Origin of the sequence: Anaerococcus faecalis (assembly GCF_013371425.1) — a bacterium.
Classification (GTDB): domain Bacteria; phylum Bacillota; class Clostridia; order Tissierellales; family Peptoniphilaceae; genus Anaerococcus; species Anaerococcus porci.
The window spans coordinates 23,972-40,972 of sequence record NZ_JABVBA010000009.1; the positions used below are offsets into that span (position 1 = coordinate 23,972).

A 17,001-nucleotide genomic window follows, 5' to 3' on the forward strand; every position below is an offset into this window, starting at 1 on the left:
ATTAAAAATCTATCCTTTCTTCTATTAAATACTCATTTATAAAAAATGAAATTGTTATTATAAGTAGGCTTAAAAGAGATGTCCGTACATTTATCCCCAAAATCTTTCCATCAAGACCCATATATACCATAGAGATATCAACTCCATTTATATGGATAAGATTTTCTAGAGAGAAATTTCTTAAATTAAGGCAAACAGGACTTAAAACATATATATTTCTAAAAATCCATATTATTAATGAAAATAAAACTATGGCAAGAACTATAGTTACAAAATTATAGTACCTTTTAAATATCTTAACCCTAGACAAGCTTAGACCTAAGACTAGCAAAAGATATGCCATAGAATAATAAAGTCCCAATACAAAGCTAAAAGTAGAAATTCTACCTACAGTAAAAGCTATTGTTATCTCCTTTATACTTAAAATAAAAGATGAAAATAAAAGCCAGAATATATAGGTAAAGATTGAAATAAAAGCTACAATTAGACTTGCCAAAAACTTCGCCATTAAAACCTTTCCTACAGATATATTTATAGTAAATGTAATATAAGATGACTTATCAAATATGTCCCTTTTAAATCTAGATGCAAAATATATCAATGAAATAGCAAGGATTATAATGCCTTGAGCAATTATCAAAATGAGAATTGCCAACTGCCTATCATTTACTCCAAGATTATCAGACTTTGCCATAAGTCCAATAAAACTTGCTGATAAAAGACTTAAAAATATCTCTAACAAAAGAAATCCACTTGATCTTTTTAGCTCATATCTTAAATACCTAATCATATAACAAAAATTTCCTTATATAAATCAACCATTTGCTTTTTGTACTTATCCCTTAAGTTTTCTGCGTCATCTTCAAGGATTATTTGACCCCTTTGAATAAAGGCTGCCCTATCAAAAAGATTCTCCAAATCTCCTATTTGATGTGTAGTAATAATTATTGTTCTACCTATATCTACAGTTTTTATTATAGATGCTAAAATCATATCCTTGGCAATTGGATCAACCCCCTCAATCGGCTCATCTAGGATATATAATTTTGTATCCCTTGAAAGAGTTAGTGCCAAAAGAAGTCTTTCTTTCATACCCTTAGATAACTTATCAGAATAACCTTCTTTTGGGATTTTCATATATTCTAAAAGGTCCTTGCAGACTCTCATATTGAAATCATCGTAAAAATCCTTATAAAGATTTATTGTATCTTCTATTGTTAGATTATCATAAAGATGGTAGGCATCAGGAAGATAAGAAATAATCTTTTTTGTTTCAAGTCCTTGTTTTTTTCCATCTATTATAATCTCTCCATCATCAGGTTTTATAAGACCCATTATAGACTTTAAAAGAGTTGTTTTACCAGAACCATTGGGACCCATAAGACCCAAAATCTTCCCTCTTTCAAGCTTTAAATTAAGACCATCTAGGACATTGGTCTTTCCATATGATTTTTTTAAATTTTTAATCTCTAAAATATTATCCATTAGAATTCATCCTTAAATTTATAAAGTCAAAAGCTCCCTCATTATTAATACCTATTGAGTTCATTTTATCAAAGTATTCATTCAAATACCCATTGGCAAACTCTATTATGAGAGCATTTTTCTTATTCTCATCTATAGTCATATAGTAATAGTCACTTCTTGATTCTATCAAGTCCTCATCCATAAGTCTTTGGTAGGACTTATCAACATAAGATGGATTTACCCTAAATTTATTTATAAGAAAGTCCTTATCATAAAATTTATCTCCATCTTTTAAAAGGTTTCTTATAATATTTAAGGCTACAAAATCTCTAATTTGATTATTAACTGACCTATCTTTCATAAAAACTCCTAACTAAACTTCAAAAAATCTATATCAAGGTCAAAAGTTAAACTTGCCTTCATAAAACATGATATGACTCTTTCACCATAATCTCCAAGACTTTCATAGATTTTTCCATAATTTTTTATAACAATTCTTTCATCTTCTATAGAAAGAAGGTCAAAAAGTCCGTCAAGATTATTAGCCTCATATTCAAAGTCAAAGCTTTCATTTAATAGATCATAAAAATCTTTCTTTGACCTTATATCTTTAAAATCAACAATTATCATCTAATTCTCCTTGCTAAAGCTATTATAGTGGTCATTAGTGTAATAAATATTAAAGTCTTCGTCAAAGACAAGTCTTTCAGGACCTCTCTTTCCACCATTATAATTTACATCACACTCTTTGTAATCTCCTTCAGGAAGATTTTTTTCAAAATTTCCAAAATAATCTCCCCCTATAACTCCCTTATCGGTAACTTCCCACAAGTTTCCCTCTTTTGGAATCCGACCAAGCTTTCTGGCTTCTTTTTTCGTAAGGTAGTTTGGGGGAAGTTTCTCATACTCTTTTAAGTAAGCTATAACATCATCTTTTTTATAATAGGCCTTATCTTCTGAGATAGTACTTTCATTTGATATCTTTGTTGTAGAAGAGTCTACACATCCTGTTAAAAGAAATATCACAGAAAAAGCAAATAAAAATTTAAGTAAAAAGTTTTTAATTCTCATTTCCCATCTCCTTTGCTATAATTATATCAGAATGGAGGCTTAAAATGAATGTTCTAGTGTCAAAGTGCCTTTTGGGCTGTAAGTGTAGGTACGATGGAGATGATAATAAAATAAAGGAAATTAATCAGATAAGAAAAAACAACCCTAGCCTTAATTTTATAGGAATCTGCCCTGAAGTAGAGGGAGGAATGGAGATTCCAAGAAAGCCTTGTGAGATAAAAAATAAAAAAGTTATTAATGAAGATGGGGTCGATAAGACTCTATTTTTTAAAAAGGGTGCAGAGATTTCTAAGAAAAAAGCTTTAAAAAATAATGTGAAAGTTGCCCTACTTAAGGCAAAAAGTCCATCTTGTGGGAAAGACTATATCTATGATGGATCTTTTTCAAAAAAACTTATAAAGGGAGATGGAATAACTTGCCAAGCTTTAAAAGAATGTGGTATAATAATTTTCAATGAGAAAGAAATTGATGAGTTTTCTTCTTATATTATTGGAAATTTTTCCTAGTTTATAGCCTAAATCAAGCCAATCTTACAAAAGGTTAAAAACTTTTAAAAAAGATTTGACAAAAGTATTTAAAGGCTGTATACTATATATTGTCGTTAGGACATCGGGGTGTGGCGCAGTTTGGTAGCGCGCGTGGTTTGGGACCATGAGGCCGAAGGTTCGAATCCTTTCACCCCGACCATTTTATTGCAAGCTTGCGCTTGCTTTTTTAGTTGTAATACGTAAATTTTCCCTTTTAAATGCACCATGTGGTGCTTTTTTTATATGTATTTTTAAATAACTTTTTAATAAATAACATTAAAGTTTAGTCAATATTATTTTTTATAATTTAATTGTATTGATTAAAATATTATATAATTAAAACTTATATATATATATTGCATTTTATAATCAATTATAACACTTCAGATACCGAATAAAAACGACGAGAGCTTGTTGACTTATAATCATTTTAATAAAGTCAACAAATTCTCGTCTTTTTTTCTTTATTGTATATCTTCTGTAAGATATGGCTTACCACTTGCACTTGGTGCGTGGGATTTTTTGTTAAATATCATTAAGAAGACTAGTATTGATATATATGGAATCATTGAGATAAATTCCATAGGTATTGTTATAGCTGTTCCTGTTAGATAAGTTGCTATAGCTTGGGTTAGTCCGAAAAATAAACTTCCTACTAATACCCCTTGTGGTCTCCAGTTACCAAATATTACGCAAACAAGGGCTATGTATCCTTGTCCTGCTATAAGGGTTGGCGAGAATACACTTACTACCGCAAGTGACATGCTTGCTCCACCTAAACCTGCCATAAAACCTGAAAACATCACTGCAAGATACCTTATTCTTCCTACAGATATATCTAAGGTTTCTGCAGCCTTTGGATGCTCTCCTACTGCCACTAACCTAAGTCCCCATTTTGTCTTGTTTAAAAATATATATATTAATATTACAAAGACTAATACTATATAAACTGTAGCATATTGGGAAAAGATATTTTTTAAAGCTTGGTTTGTAATAAGTCCGTCAAATAGTCTTGGAATCTTATTTTCAAGAGCTATGGATGGGGTTTGAGTTGCTCCATCAAAAAATATCCTTGATAGAAAAAGGGCAAGACCAGGTGCTAAAGTGTTTATTGCAATACCTGATATGGTTTGGTCTCCTGCAAATGTTACTGAAACTATGGCATGAATTAGACCAAAAAACATACCTGCAAGACCTCCAGCTAAAAATCCTATCCAAGGGTTTTTGGTGTAATAGCCTACCGTTGCACCTATTAAAGCACCAATTGTCATCATTCCTTCAAGTCCAATATTTACTACACCTGATTTTTCTGAAATCATGCCACCGAGACCTGTAAATAATACTGGTGTAGCATTTGAAAGTGTATTTCCTATTATAAGTCCTAATACTGTCAAATTAAGCATTATTTATTGCCTCTCTTTCTTAATTTTGCCTTTATAATCTTAAAGATTAAAGGAATAGCTGTAAATAAGATTATAGTTCCTATAATTATTGATATAAGCTCACTTGGCACTCCCATTGCCCTTTGAAGATTGCTTCCTGCATATTTAAGTGAACCTAGAAAAAGTCCTGAGAATATACATCCTATAGGGTTATTGGATGCAAGTAAACTTACTGCAAGCCCATCAAAACCGAAATTTTCCATGGCAGATAAAAGTGGGAGCGAATAAGTATAGCCCATAACTTGAGTTACCCCTGCAAGAGAACAAAGAGCTCCTGAAATTGCCATAGATTGGATAATTTTGTTATTGGCATTTATACCTCCATAAATACTTGCTTCCCTATTTAAACCTACAGCTTTAAGCTTATAACCAAGGCTTGTTTTATTAAGAACAAACCAAACAAGTACTACACAAATAATAGCTAGAATAATACCCAAATGAATTGGAGCTTTGAAAAATTGTCCAAAAAATCCATCAAACTTCTTAGCCGCTCCATGGACAAGAGTTACCTTTGCTGAATCATTTATATCAAAAGTGGACATGGAGTTTGGCTTTTGATAGCGATAGACTATAAAATTTTGAAAATAAAAAGCAATCCAATTAAGCATTATTGTTGATATAACCTCATGAATTCCAAATTTGGCCTTAATAAATCCTGCAAGCCCACCATATATAAGCCCTGCTAAGATTGCAACTATTATAGTAAGAATTACATGAATTACAGGTGGTAGATTTAAAAGGTATCCAAATAAAAATCCTATAGTTGATCCTATTATAAATTGTCCCTCTGCTCCCATGTTAAATAAACCTGTTTGGAATGCAAAGCATACTCCTAGACCTGTAAGAATTATAGGCGTTGAATTTACAATAGCCCAGCCAATATTTCTAGGTGATTTAAAAACACCTTGGATAAGATTTATATAAGCGTCAATCGGATTATATCCTGCAAAAGCTAGTACTATAGCTCCTACCAAAAGACCTAGGATTATAGAAACTAAGGTAAAGCCTATTTTAGAATTGGCAAAGAGCTTTCTATTTTTATTGTCAATTTTCTTCTTAGTCATTGTTTCCTCCTGCCATTAGTATTCCTATTTCAAATTCATCAGTTTCTTTTGGATCTAGACTTCCTACTATTTGACCATCATAGATAACCCCTATCCTATCAGATAGATCCATAACTTCATCTAATTGAAAACTTACAAGTAGGACTGCCTTACCTTTATTTCTTAATTCTACCAAATATTGATGGATAAATTCTATAGCACCTACATCAAGTCCCCTAGTTGGTTGGGCTGCTATGAGAAGGTCTGGATTATTTGAAATCTCCCTAGCTATAATTACCTTTTGCTGGTTTCCACCAGATAAGGCTCCTACTTTCTCATCTATATCTCTTGGTCTTACATCAAATTTTTCTATTAAATCTTTGGCATTTTCATCTATTTTTTCAAAATTTAGGATACCATTTTTAGAAAATTCTGTACTATCTACTTTTTCTAAAATTAAATTATCCTTAATAGAGTACTCTAAGATAAGACCTCTTTTTTGCCTATCTTCTGGAATTTGATTCATTCCAAGCTCAAGAATTTCTCTTGGATTTTTTCCAGCTATATTAATTCCTTTTAGGATGATTTCCCCCTTTTGAATCTCTCTCATACCAGTTAGAGCATCTATAAGCTCCGTTTGACCATTACCATCAACACCTGCTATACCTAAGATTTCTCCTTGTTTTAAAGAAAGATTGAGTCCTTTTACCTTATCAACTCCCCTATTATCCTTAACCCAAAGATCTTTTATAGTAAGAATTTCCTTGCCTAGTTTAATATATTCTTTTTTTACATTAAAGCTTACATCACGACCTACCATCTTTTCAGCTAAAATATTTTCATCTACTTCACTTACCTTTACTTTGTCTACAAATTCTCCTCTTCTTATAATTGTACATGTATCAGCCATAGCCTTAATTTCCCTAAGTTTATGGGTGATAATTATAATTGATTTTCCAAGACCTGTGAGTCTGTTAACAATTTCTATAAATTCATTTATCTCTTGAGGGGTTAAAACTGCTGTAGGTTCATCAAAGATTAGTATATCAGCCCCATGATATAAGGCCTTTAAGATTTCAACTCTTTGTTGGCTTCCTACAGATATATCAGAAATTAAAGCCTTTGGATCTATATAAAGACCATAATCTTCTGAGAGTTTTTTAATATCTTCTTCTGCTTTTCTCCTATCTATAAGGGCGTTTTTTCCCTCATAGCCTAATATTATATTTTCACATACGCTAAAGGTTTCTATTAGCATAAAATGTTGGTGAACCATTCCTATACCAAGATTTATTGCCTTTTTCGGTGAATTATTTATGATTTTTTCACCTTTAATATAAATCTCTCCATCAGTTTGAGCAAACATCCCATACAATATGTTCATTAGGGTAGTCTTGCCCGCTCCATTTTCTCCCAATAAAGCATGGACTTCGCACTTGTGAAGGTCAAAGTCTACTCCCTTTAAGACTTCTTTGTCTCCAAAGCTTTTGTGGATATTTTTCAAACTGATTAGTGGTTTTTCTTCTAAATACTTATCCATAATACCTCACTACTAATTTAGATATTCTAAATATTTATAAAAAAAGAGTAGCTTAAATACTACCCTCAATTTTTAAATGATATCGAAAAGCTCTTTTTGAAATAAGTCATATATTTATAAACTTATGAACTTAGTAAAGCTTAGTTTAACTTAACTTTATCGAATCTTTGAGAATATTAAATTCTCCTACTCTTTTTTTGATATAATTACCTATTTATCATAACCCATTGAAGTAAATTCTTCTTCATTTTGTGGAACTTTAATTTTTCCATCAACTATTTGATTTCTTAAATCTTCTACCTTATCTTTTACTTCTTTAGAAACTAGGTCATTATCCCCATAAGCAATACCTAAAGCATCGCCATCTTTAAGTGAGTAAGATACAGTTTCTCCTCCCTTAAACTTTCCTTCTTTGTAGTCGTCAATTGTTAATTGAACTGCCTTGCCTACACCCTTTATAGTTGATGCTAGTATATTATCTGGAGCTTCTTCTTTTTGGTCACGATCAACACCTATAATGTATTTATTGTTTTCTTTTGCTGCTTCAAATACACCAATACCTGTACCACCAGCTGCTTGGAAGATTACATCTGCACCATTTTGATACATTTGGTTTGCAATATTTTTACCCTTAGCTTGGTCAGAATATGAGTTTGCATATTGAACTTGAACTTCAATATCTTTTCCCTTTTCTCTTGCAGCTTGCTTAACACCTGCCATAAATCCATATTGGAATCTATCAATTACAGCTGATTCCATACCACCAACGAATCCAACATTATTAGACTCTGTCTTCATGCCAGCTATATAACCTACCAAAAATGAATTTTCATGATCTGCAAAAGTAATTCCAAGTAAGTTTTTTTGATTTTTTGAATTTTCATTATCAATTATTGCATAATTTTGTTCTGGATTTTCTTCAGCAGCTTTGCTTGTTGCATCAAAAAGAGCATACCCAACTGTGAAGATAATATCAGATTTACTATCAAGAGCTGATTCAAGGTTTGGTTGATAATCTGAATCCTTGTGAGATTCTATATAATCAAACTTAATCTTACCTTCGTCTTGGTAGGCTTTAAGTCCCTCATAAGATGATTGGTTAAATGACTTATCATTTATACCACCTTGGTCTGTTACCATAGTTGCTGATACTTCAGCTTTTGAGCTATTACTAGCATTATTAGATTCTTTATTGCTAGAATCATCTTTCTTACCACATGCAACAAGACCTAGTGAAAGTGCAAGAATTGCAGCGGCTGTTTTAAATTTACTTTTCATATCTCCCCCTTTAAATTTAATATGCTTTTCTCACCTATATTTTATATGATATTGTTTTTTCTGTCCACATAAAAATCAAACTAACAAATTAATGTATACTTATTTTGTGATATAAGTTTTTAATAAATCAAATAAGGATAGGAGGGCTTTCTCATGGACTCTTTCATAGCCATGAGAGGCAGAAATACCTGCTCCAACTAAGGCATGTCTATAATCATAAGTGCTTACAGCAGCCGATGCATCTGAACCATAAAATGGATAAACATCAATAGCAAAGTCTATATCTATATCCTTTGCAATCCTTATCAAATCATTAGTTAAATCATAATTATATGGACCAGATGAGTCCTTAGCACAAATTGAAACTAAAAAGTCTTTTGTCTTTAAATCCTTATATACAACTCCCATATCAACAGCTATCATATCTCTAACGCCCTTTGGGTGGCCTGCACTAGCCCCATGACCAACCTCTTCGAATACTGTAAACATCATATAGATATTTCTATTAAATTCTATGTTTTTTTCCTTGATTTCCTTAGCAAGAGCTAAAAGAACTCCACTTGAGGCCTTGTCATCTAGGTGACGGGATTTAATAAAACCATTTGAATATTTAAATCTTGGATCAAGAGCTATAAAGTCACCTGCAAATATTCCTAATTTTTCAACATCTTTATCATCTTTAACAAGTTCATCTAAAACAACTTCCATATCTTCAAATTCCCTTTTTGAAGTCCTTGGGAAATCTGATCCATGAACACTTGCCTCATTTAGTCTGAAAACTCCACTATACTCCTTACCTTCTCTCGTAAAAACTTTAACATTTTCAAATTCTGCATAATTTAAGGGAAAACCACCCAAAGTTGTAACCTGTAAACATCCATTTTCTTTTATACTTCTTACCATAAGACCTAAGGTATCTATGTGAGCTGATAAAATCAAACCATCATTATTACTAGATTTTTCACTTATAGGAACTATGACATTTCCCTTGTTATTTTGATAAGGTCTATAGCCTAATTTTTCAAATTCATCTATCAAATATTTTTCACATTTTTTAGTAAAACCTGTAGGTGAAGGTGTTGTACATAAGTCTTTTATATAGTTAATTATTGTATCTTTTTCCATATTATCTCCTTTTTTTCTGTTATCATTATAGGCTAAAAATATGCTTATGTAAATTTATCAAAAAATTTGAACAAGCTTTTTATTTATGCTATAATATAAATATAAACATTTTCACATCCGAATATACAAAGAGCAAGAGCAACAGAATCTATTTTTGTTGCTTTTTTATATTTGGATAATACTTTAGAAGGAGGAGTATATGAGAGATATAGTATTAGGTGAATTTTTCGGAACCATGATATTGATACTTTTAGGTTCTGGAGTTGTTGCAAATGTTTCCTTAAATAAAAGTGGACAAAAAGGTGGAGGTTCAATTCAAATAACCATAGCTTGGGGTCTTGCTGTTATGATTCCAGCATGTATATTTGGTTCACTTACAGGAGCCCACTTTAATCCAGCCTTAACCATAGCACTTGCCTTAAATGGTAGTATTGAATGGGCAAGTGTTCCTTTTTACATATTAGGACAAATTCCTGGTGCATTTTGTGGAGCAGTATTGGTCTATATTTTATATAAAGACCACTATGATGCAACAAGTGACAATCCTGAATTAGTTAGGGGAACATTTTGTACAGCTCCATCTATTCCAAACACATTTAGAAACTTACTATCTGAAATTATTGGAACCTTTGTTTTAGTTTTTGCTATAATAGGGTTTGGCAATGTTGATGGTGCAGGTATGGCAGGAGTAGATAAAATTTTTGTATATGGTCTTATAGTTTCTATAGGTATGAGTTTGGGTGGTCTTACAGGTTATGCAATAAATCCTGCAAGAGATTTAGGACCTAGAATTGCTTTTGCAGTCCTACCTTTTAAAAACAAAACCGACCCTAATTGGGGATATGCTTGGATACCTGTAGTTGGACCAATAATTGGAGCAATAATAGCAGTAATAGTATATAACTTCATATTTTAATAGTTAGAAAGAAAGATAAAATGTATGATTTGATAATAATAGGTGCTGGTGTAAGTGGAGCATCTATAGCAAGACGCCTATCAAGATACAAACTTAAAATTCTTGTACTTGAAAAAGAAATAGATGTATCTATGGGAGCAAGTAAAGCAAACTCTGCTATAGTTCATGGGGGTTATGCAGAAAGTCATGATGAACTTAGGGGCAGGATATGCTATCCTGGAAGAGTTCAGTTTAAAGAATTAAACAAAGAGCTAAACTTTGGATTTTTGGAAAATGGATCCTTAGTCTTAGCCTTTAATCAAGAAGGTGAAAAAATCTTAGAAAAACTCTATAAAATGGGTATTCGTAATGGACTAGATGATTTGGAGATAATAGGTAAAGAAAAACTTCGAGAACTTGAACCAAATGTATCAGATGAAGCCATATCTGCCCTATATTGTAAGGGCGCTGGAGTTTGTTCTCCTTATGAGTATGTTATAGCCTTAATGGAAAATGCCATAGAAAATAAAACAGAGCTTAAACTTCAAAGTGAAGTAGTTGATATCAAAAAAGAAAACAACACTTTCAAGCTTAAAACAAAAGATGGTAAGTCTTATAAGGGACATTTCGTAATAAATGCATCAGGTCTTAATGGAGCTAAAGTATCCTCTATGATAACGAAAACTGATTTTGATATCCACCCTAGAAGTGGTGAATACCTTATTATGCAAAAAGGGACTGGAGATAGGATTAAACAAGTCCTATTTCAAACTCCATCTCCAAAATCTAAGGGAATCCTAGTAACAAGAACCTATCACAATAATCTTTTACTAGGTCCTGATGCTATAGATGAGGAAGAAATTGACCTTGGAACCCATATAGAAAGACTTGTAGAAATCTATAAACTAAGTCAAAAATCTGTAAAGAAAGATGTAATTGATTTAAAAGAATTTATAAGATCCTTTACAGGACTTCGCCCTGCATCATCAACAGGGGATTTTATAATAGAAAATACTGAAACTGATGGCTTTATAAATGTAGTAGGAATCCAATCTCCAGGAATAACCTCATCTCCTGAGATTGCAAAAATAGTTGAAGAAATATTAAAAGACTTGGGACTTGAACTTGAAGATGATCCAGACTATAATCCTTATAGAAAACCAATAATAGAATACAAAGAATTAGAAGACTTTAACAAGGTAAAAGAAAAGATTGACCTTCCACTAGGAGAAGACGAAAGACTTGTATGTAGGTGCGAGCAAGTAAAAGAATCTACCATAAGAGATGCAATGAATCGAGGCATACCAACCCTTAGCTTTGATGCAATAAAAAGACGTACTAGGTGTGGAATGGGATTTTGCCAAGGAAGTTTTTGTAGAAATAGAGTAATTGAAGTTATGGAAGATGAGTCAGGTGAAAAAATCAATTCAAACAAATTTGATACTGAACACTCTGGTATCACAAGAGTCAACAAAAAGGATATAAATGAATTTATAAAAAAATCCGAGAAAAAAGAAGATTAAGGATAAAGCTTTCGCAAATAATTTTGCGAGGGCTTTTTTGATATAATAAATTTGTAAGTAAATTTAATGTGATACAAGATTTGAAAGGAGATTTATGAAAATAGGAGTAATTTCTGATACACATGGGTCACTTTTTTATACTAAAAAGGCCTTAGAAAAATTAGGAAAATGCGATAAGATAATACACTTAGGCGATGTACTATATCATGGCCCAAGAAACCCTGTCCATGAAACTTATAAGCCAAAGGAATTGGCAGAGTTTTTAAAGAGATTGGATATAATTTATATTAGGGGAAATTGTGATAGTGATGTAGACTGTATGGTTACAGAAGCTGATATATACACAAAAGAAAGATTTCTAGACTTTGGTGAAGTAAAAATTTACGCAGTTCACGGCTATGAAGAAAGCCTTGATGAAAGAGTGAAAAGAGCCAAAGAGTTTGGAGCTGATACCCTACTTTTTGGGCATAGTCACATAAAAGTAATGGATAATATTGATGGAATCAATGTAATAAATCCAGGATCCACCACCCTTCCAAAAGACGGAACAAACTCTTGTGCAGTATACCAAGATGGGAAGTGGGAGTTTATAGAGCTATAATTAAGGATAAAAAAATAAAGTTAAATTACTTATAATAATGTATTATTTACTTAGTAGTTTAGCTTTTTCCCTTTTTATTGCTACAATTTCAAAAATAGCTATTAAAATCATCCACCAATATCTAAATATTCTAAATTCAAAAAAAACAAAATCTAATGCAGAACATATAATATAAGAAATGACAATCATTACTAGTGATATTTGTAAAAATTTCAAATTTAAATTTTTCATATTATTTCTACTTTTTAGTTCAATACTTTGTTTACTATATAATATCATATAAAGTTTATAGTCACAATTTTTATACTTTATCTGGACTACAGTACTTTTGCTATCACCAATTTTTTAAATTCTTAAAAAAGATATCCACAACTATATCAACGTTTCTATCGTATACAAATTTTTGATTACATCGATGAAAAGTAAAAACTTTTATGTAATAACTATTAGATATAGGTTTTAAGATTGTCATAGCAACATTATTCATTTCACTGAGACTTCTCCTTACAGTCGAAGTAATAAATGTTTTATTCACTTAATGTCAAAGTATAGTCAATCTCTAAAATTAATTTAAATTCAAGATTTACATCGAACGAAGTGAAATAAAAGCTCTATCAAAATTGGGATTGAATTGATGAAGGCCTTATGCATAGAGTCTCCTATGTTAGATAGAATATTTAATTATAGTAAGAATCTTAAACTTACTTGATACTAAGTCAAATTACCAAAATTAAGTAAGTGGTATCTTAGTAAGATAAAAGAAAAAGAACTGCAAGTTTTAACTTACAGTTCTTTTTCTTTTATGATAGGTAATCTATCATGGTTTTTTTTATATTATCCAATTTTTCAAAGTCTTTAGCAAAGTCATCAACTGCCTTGTCAACATTTCTATCGTCTACAAATTTTCTTATTACATCTGCTGAGCAAGTTAGGGCTCCTATGCCGTATTCTATAAGGGATAGGGCTTGGTTTGAGTTTTTAAAGCTTGCTGCTAAAATCTCTGTATCAAATCCATTTGTATCTATTATATTTTGGATTTTTTTTACTGTGTAAAGTCCATCATAGCCAAGATTATCTATCCTATTTACATAAGGGGCTACGTATTTTGCTCCAGCTTTCATTGCAAGGAAGGCTTGCATTGGTGAATAGATTGCTGTTGCTGTCACATTTATCCCCTCTTTTACAAGATTTCTCATAGCCTTAAAACCTTCCTTGTTTGAAGGAATCTTAATGAAGGTATTCTCTCCAAATTCTTTCACAATAATTCTAGCTTCTTTTTCAATATCACTTGCCTTATTTGATAAGACTTGTATATGAAGCTCATCATCTTTTATAAATTCTCTTATCTCTTTTAAGACGTTTTTGGGATTTTTGCCTTGCTTTGCAAGGATAGAGGGGTTTGTTGTAACCCCATCTACTTCGAAGTATTCATAGATTTCTTTTATATTTTCGATATTTCCATCATCAATTATTAGTTTCATAACTTATTTCCTCTCCTTATTTTCAAGAATTTCTTTTATTTTTGCAGGATTACCTATCTTTACAAAATCATCTACCTTTTCTTCTGTATCAAATTCAGTAGAAATCTTTGCCAATATATCAAGGTGCTCATCGCCTTTTCCAGCTATTCCTACTACAAGTTTGACATTTGAACCATTCCATTCTATACCATTTTTATTTATAATTAGAACAAGATCAGTCTTAAGTATCTCACTCTTATAATCAAATGAACCATGTGGTATGGCAAGTCCATTTCCCATATTAGTATTAAATTCTTCTTCTTTGGCATAAAGACCATCTAGATATCTTGGCGTAGTATAGCCTCCTTCTACAAATTTTTTATTTATTAAATTAAGACAAGTATCTCTATCCTTTATAGATTCATCTATTATTATATTTTCTAAATCCAGAATATCTGAATTGTTATTTGTCTTTACTTCAACTACTTCTTCTTTTTCATCTATTATATAAGATTTGTTTTCCTCATGATTTTTCCTTATAAGATTTTCAATATCATTGAATTCTTTAGGATTTATATATGATGATATAGAAATATGAGCTTTGTTAGGCTTTGCCTTTTTAGCAATTTCTGTAAGTTCAACATGAGTTACTATAAGATCTACATCAGATGGAATATTCGCTATAGCAGAATGGATTACCTCTACATTTAATCCTGCATTTTTTAATTTCTTTCTTAAAGATGAAGCAGACATAGCAGATGAGCCCATACCTGCATCACATGCTACTACAATCTTTCTAATAGGTCCATTTATCTTTTTTCCAAAAGTTCTTGGAAAATCTTCAAAAATAATCTCTTCATCTGGCTCTTCATAATTTTTATATGCTTTCTTAACAAAAAATGCTGCTACCAAAAAAGTCACAATGCATGATATTCCAACTGTTAGAATTGCCCCAAGATAATGTCCCTTTGGCGTTAAGGCTAAAACTGATATTATAGATCCAGGAGATGGTGTATAAGTTGTTCCATAATTTGTAATTTGCATGATTATAATAGCTGCTATTCCTCCAGCTATATCAGCTAAAATTAGGAATGGATTGGCTAGTACAAATGGATAAAATATCTCATGGATTCCACCAAAGAAATGAATAAGTATTGCTGATGGAACTGCATCTTTCATCTCGCCTTTTGCATATATATAATATGCTAAAAGTATTCCAAGACCAATTCCTGGGTTTGGTATTATCATAAATAAAGATGAAAAACCTTGACTTTGTGCTTGTTCAAGTCCAAGAGGTGCCATTATACCGTGATCTATTACGTTATTTAAAAACAATACTCTTGCAGGTTCTATAAAGATTGCTGATAAAGGTAAGATTCCTCTATCTATAATCCAAGAAACTCCTCCTGCCAAGATATTGGTAATCGATTGCATTAAAGGACCAACAAAAATATATGAAAGTATACAAATAATCCCCCCAACAATTCCCAAAGAGAAGTTATTTACAATCATTTCAAATCCTTCAGGTATCTTATCTTTTACCAAGTCATCGAATTTTTTGATTATAAAACCACCTAAAGGTCCCATTATCATAGCACCTAAAAACATTGCTACATCTCCACCACCTACAATAAGACCGAGGGTAACAGTTGCACCTGCTACTGCCCCTCTTTTACCATAAATCATCTCTCCACCAGTATAGCCAATCATCATTGGTAGAAGATATTGTAGAAGTGGGGAAATAAGTTTAGCTATTTTTTCATTTGGGTACCAACCTGTTTCCAAAAATATGGCAGTTATAAGACCAAAGGCTATAAAAGCTCCTATATTTGGTATTACCATTCCTGACAAAAAACCTCCAAATTTTTGGAACTTTTCTTGAAAGCTAGTAGTTAATTTATTTTTATTTTTCCCAACACTTTCAGTCATTTTGCACTTCCTCAATTTTCAAAATCGTCTAAATTAAATTTTTCCCAAGGTATATTGACCTTCTTTTCATTTGCAATTAAATCATATACATGCATAAGAAGTGGGAAGTGCTCTGGATTTATCTTTCCATCTTCTCCTAATTTATTAATACTTTCTCCCATTCTCTTTGCTATAACTACTGATTCAAGAGTTACTCCTTTGAGAGTTTCCATTGCTTTATCAAAGCTTATACCCCTACCTAGAAGAGTCCCTATTTTTCTTGTTCTTCCACCATATATTGTTACATACAAGTCACCTATTCCAAGTTCTAATTGGTTTCTATCCCCATTATAAACTTCTAAAAGCTCCCCTATTTCACGACTTGCTTGGGTAAAAAGTGCTGCTTGTGGATTATAGTGGTTTACTCCTTCCTTACCTTCTTCAACTTCTGCTATACCTACTGAAAGGGATACAGCAAGAGCATAGGCATTTTTAAGTGCTACTGAAAGCTCGACTGCCCTTATATCTGTTGATAAAGAAATATGGTAGTAATCTGTGCCAAAGATTTCTCTAAACATCTTTAATTCTTCAATCCTATTTCCACAATATCCTACTAGAGATTGGTGCTTATCAGCAAGCTCATATGAAGTACAAGGTCCGCCAACAGCATTTATCTCTCTTTTGATTCCTTTCTCTTCTAATTTTTGCATCCAATATTCTGGATAAGTTATTATGCTTCCATCAGAGTTATTAATCATTCCCTTTGTTACTGATAAAACTGGAACTTCTGGATTTATTTTCGGATAAACCTCTTCTAAAAACCAATCTACACCAAAAGATGAAACCCCACATATTACTGCATCTGCCCCATCAAGGGCTTTTTCTAATTCCTCTATATAGTAAAATTCTGTATCATGGGAAAGTTGTCTTTTTAAGCTTATATGGTATTGGCTTTTTTTACCTTCTTTTACTATGTCCTTGTCAATATGTGTCCCTACAAGTCTTATTTTGTGTCCATTGTCATGGGCTGGTATAGATAAGGCTGAAGCCATCATTCCACATCCTACAAATGTTAAAGTTTTCATAATTACTCCTTAATTAAAGATAAAAAGCAAAACCTT

At 31.7% G+C, this 17,001-nt stretch carries 17 protein-coding genes and 1 tRNA gene; 5 read left to right on the forward strand and 13 right to left on the reverse strand.

Features of this window, described 5'->3' with window-relative positions:
* Position 1: 1 nt before the first annotated feature.
* The 5 genes from HV819_RS08700 to HV819_RS08720 are packed head-to-tail and all read right to left on the reverse strand — an operon-like array spanning position 2 to position 2,538.
* On the reverse strand, positions 2-790 hold the full coding sequence (locus HV819_RS08700) for an ABC transporter permease (RefSeq protein ID WP_176270016.1): 789 nt from the start codon (positions 788-790) through the stop codon (positions 2-4).
* Positions 787-1,485, reverse strand: a complete 699-nt coding sequence (locus tag HV819_RS08705; RefSeq protein ID WP_154540973.1) for an ABC transporter ATP-binding protein — start codon at positions 1,483-1,485, stop codon at positions 787-789. The genes HV819_RS08700 and HV819_RS08705 overlap by 4 nt, the downstream gene beginning before the upstream one ends.
* Complete coding sequence (locus HV819_RS08710) at positions 1,478-1,828, reverse strand: GntR family transcriptional regulator (RefSeq protein ID WP_154540971.1); 351 nt, start codon at positions 1,826-1,828, stop codon at positions 1,478-1,480. Before HV819_RS08710 ends, HV819_RS08705 begins: the two co-directional genes overlap by 8 nt.
* Positions 1,829-1,836: 8 nt before the next feature.
* On the reverse strand, positions 1,837-2,097 hold the full coding sequence (locus HV819_RS08715) for a barstar family protein (protein WP_154540969.1): 261 nt from the start codon (positions 2,095-2,097) through the stop codon (positions 1,837-1,839).
* Positions 2,098-2,538 (reverse strand): ribonuclease domain-containing protein, encoded by a 441-nt coding sequence (locus HV819_RS08720; protein WP_154540967.1) that lies wholly within the window; start codon positions 2,536-2,538, stop codon positions 2,098-2,100. It lies immediately after the preceding gene.
* A 44-nt stretch (positions 2,539-2,582) separates the two neighbouring features.
* Here HV819_RS08720 and HV819_RS08725 point away from each other — a divergent pair, with 44 nt between their 5' ends.
* Complete coding sequence (locus tag HV819_RS08725) at positions 2,583-3,044, forward strand: DUF523 domain-containing protein (protein WP_154540965.1); 462 nt, start codon at positions 2,583-2,585, stop codon at positions 3,042-3,044.
* 104 nt (positions 3,045-3,148) lie between these two features.
* Positions 3,149-3,225 (forward strand) — tRNA-Pro (locus HV819_RS08730).
* A gap of 304 nt (positions 3,226-3,529) precedes the next feature.
* Here HV819_RS08730 and HV819_RS08735 read toward each other — a convergent pair.
* The 5 genes from HV819_RS08735 to HV819_RS08755 all read right to left on the reverse strand — a co-directional run bounded on the left by HV819_RS08735 (position 3,530) and on the right by HV819_RS08755 (position 9,493).
* Positions 3,530-4,468 (reverse strand): ABC transporter permease, encoded by a 939-nt coding sequence (locus HV819_RS08735; protein ID WP_154540963.1) that lies wholly within the window; start codon positions 4,466-4,468, stop codon positions 3,530-3,532.
* On the reverse strand, positions 4,468-5,571 hold the full coding sequence (locus HV819_RS08740; protein WP_154540961.1) for an ABC transporter permease: 1,104 nt from the start codon (positions 5,569-5,571) through the stop codon (positions 4,468-4,470). The genes HV819_RS08735 and HV819_RS08740 overlap by 1 nt, the downstream gene beginning before the upstream one ends.
* On the reverse strand, positions 5,564-7,090 hold the full coding sequence (locus HV819_RS08745; RefSeq protein ID WP_154540959.1) for an ABC transporter ATP-binding protein: 1,527 nt from the start codon (positions 7,088-7,090) through the stop codon (positions 5,564-5,566). Before HV819_RS08745 ends, HV819_RS08740 begins: the two co-directional genes overlap by 8 nt.
* Positions 7,091-7,300: 210 nt before the next feature.
* Positions 7,301-8,368 (reverse strand): BMP family lipoprotein, encoded by a 1,068-nt coding sequence (locus HV819_RS08750; protein ID WP_176270017.1) that lies wholly within the window; start codon positions 8,366-8,368, stop codon positions 7,301-7,303.
* Positions 8,369-8,467: 99 nt separating this feature from the next.
* A complete protein-coding gene (locus tag HV819_RS08755; RefSeq protein ID WP_176270018.1) occupies positions 8,468-9,493 on the reverse strand; it encodes a M42 family metallopeptidase in 1,026 nt (341 codons plus the stop codon).
* 199 nt (positions 9,494-9,692) lie between these two features.
* On the opposite strand from HV819_RS08755, the gene HV819_RS08760 reads away from it, so the two are divergent.
* The 3 genes from HV819_RS08760 to yfcE all read left to right on the forward strand — a co-directional run bounded on the left by HV819_RS08760 (position 9,693) and on the right by yfcE (position 12,512).
* Complete coding sequence (locus tag HV819_RS08760; protein ID WP_154540953.1) at positions 9,693-10,409, forward strand: MIP/aquaporin family protein; 717 nt, start codon at positions 9,693-9,695, stop codon at positions 10,407-10,409.
* Positions 10,410-10,429: 20 nt separating this feature from the next.
* Entirely contained in the window at positions 10,430-11,911 is a 1,482-nt protein-coding gene (locus HV819_RS08765; protein ID WP_154540951.1) for an NAD(P)/FAD-dependent oxidoreductase, read from the forward strand.
* 94 nt (positions 11,912-12,005) lie between these two features.
* Entirely contained in the window at positions 12,006-12,512 is a 507-nt protein-coding gene (gene yfcE, locus HV819_RS08770) for a phosphodiesterase (RefSeq protein WP_154540949.1), read from the forward strand.
* Between the two features lie 800 nt (positions 12,513-13,312).
* On the opposite strand, the gene HV819_RS08775 is transcribed toward yfcE, so the two are convergent.
* From HV819_RS08775 to HV819_RS08785, 3 genes are read right to left on the reverse strand one after another with little or no spacing between them, the layout of a single operon-like run.
* Positions 13,313-13,993 (reverse strand): transaldolase family protein, encoded by a 681-nt coding sequence (locus HV819_RS08775; RefSeq protein WP_154540947.1) that lies wholly within the window; start codon positions 13,991-13,993, stop codon positions 13,313-13,315.
* Positions 13,994-13,996: 3 nt separating this feature from the next.
* Positions 13,997-15,901 carry a PTS mannitol transporter subunit IICBA gene (locus HV819_RS08780; protein ID WP_176270019.1) on the reverse strand — a complete coding sequence of 635 codons (1,905 nt, stop codon included), beginning with the start codon at positions 15,899-15,901 and terminating at the stop codon, positions 13,997-13,999.
* A gap of 11 nt (positions 15,902-15,912) precedes the next feature.
* A complete protein-coding gene (locus HV819_RS08785; RefSeq protein ID WP_154540943.1) occupies positions 15,913-16,965 on the reverse strand; it encodes a glycerol-3-phosphate dehydrogenase in 1,053 nt (350 codons plus the stop codon).
* Between the last annotated feature and the right edge of the window lie 36 nt (positions 16,966-17,001).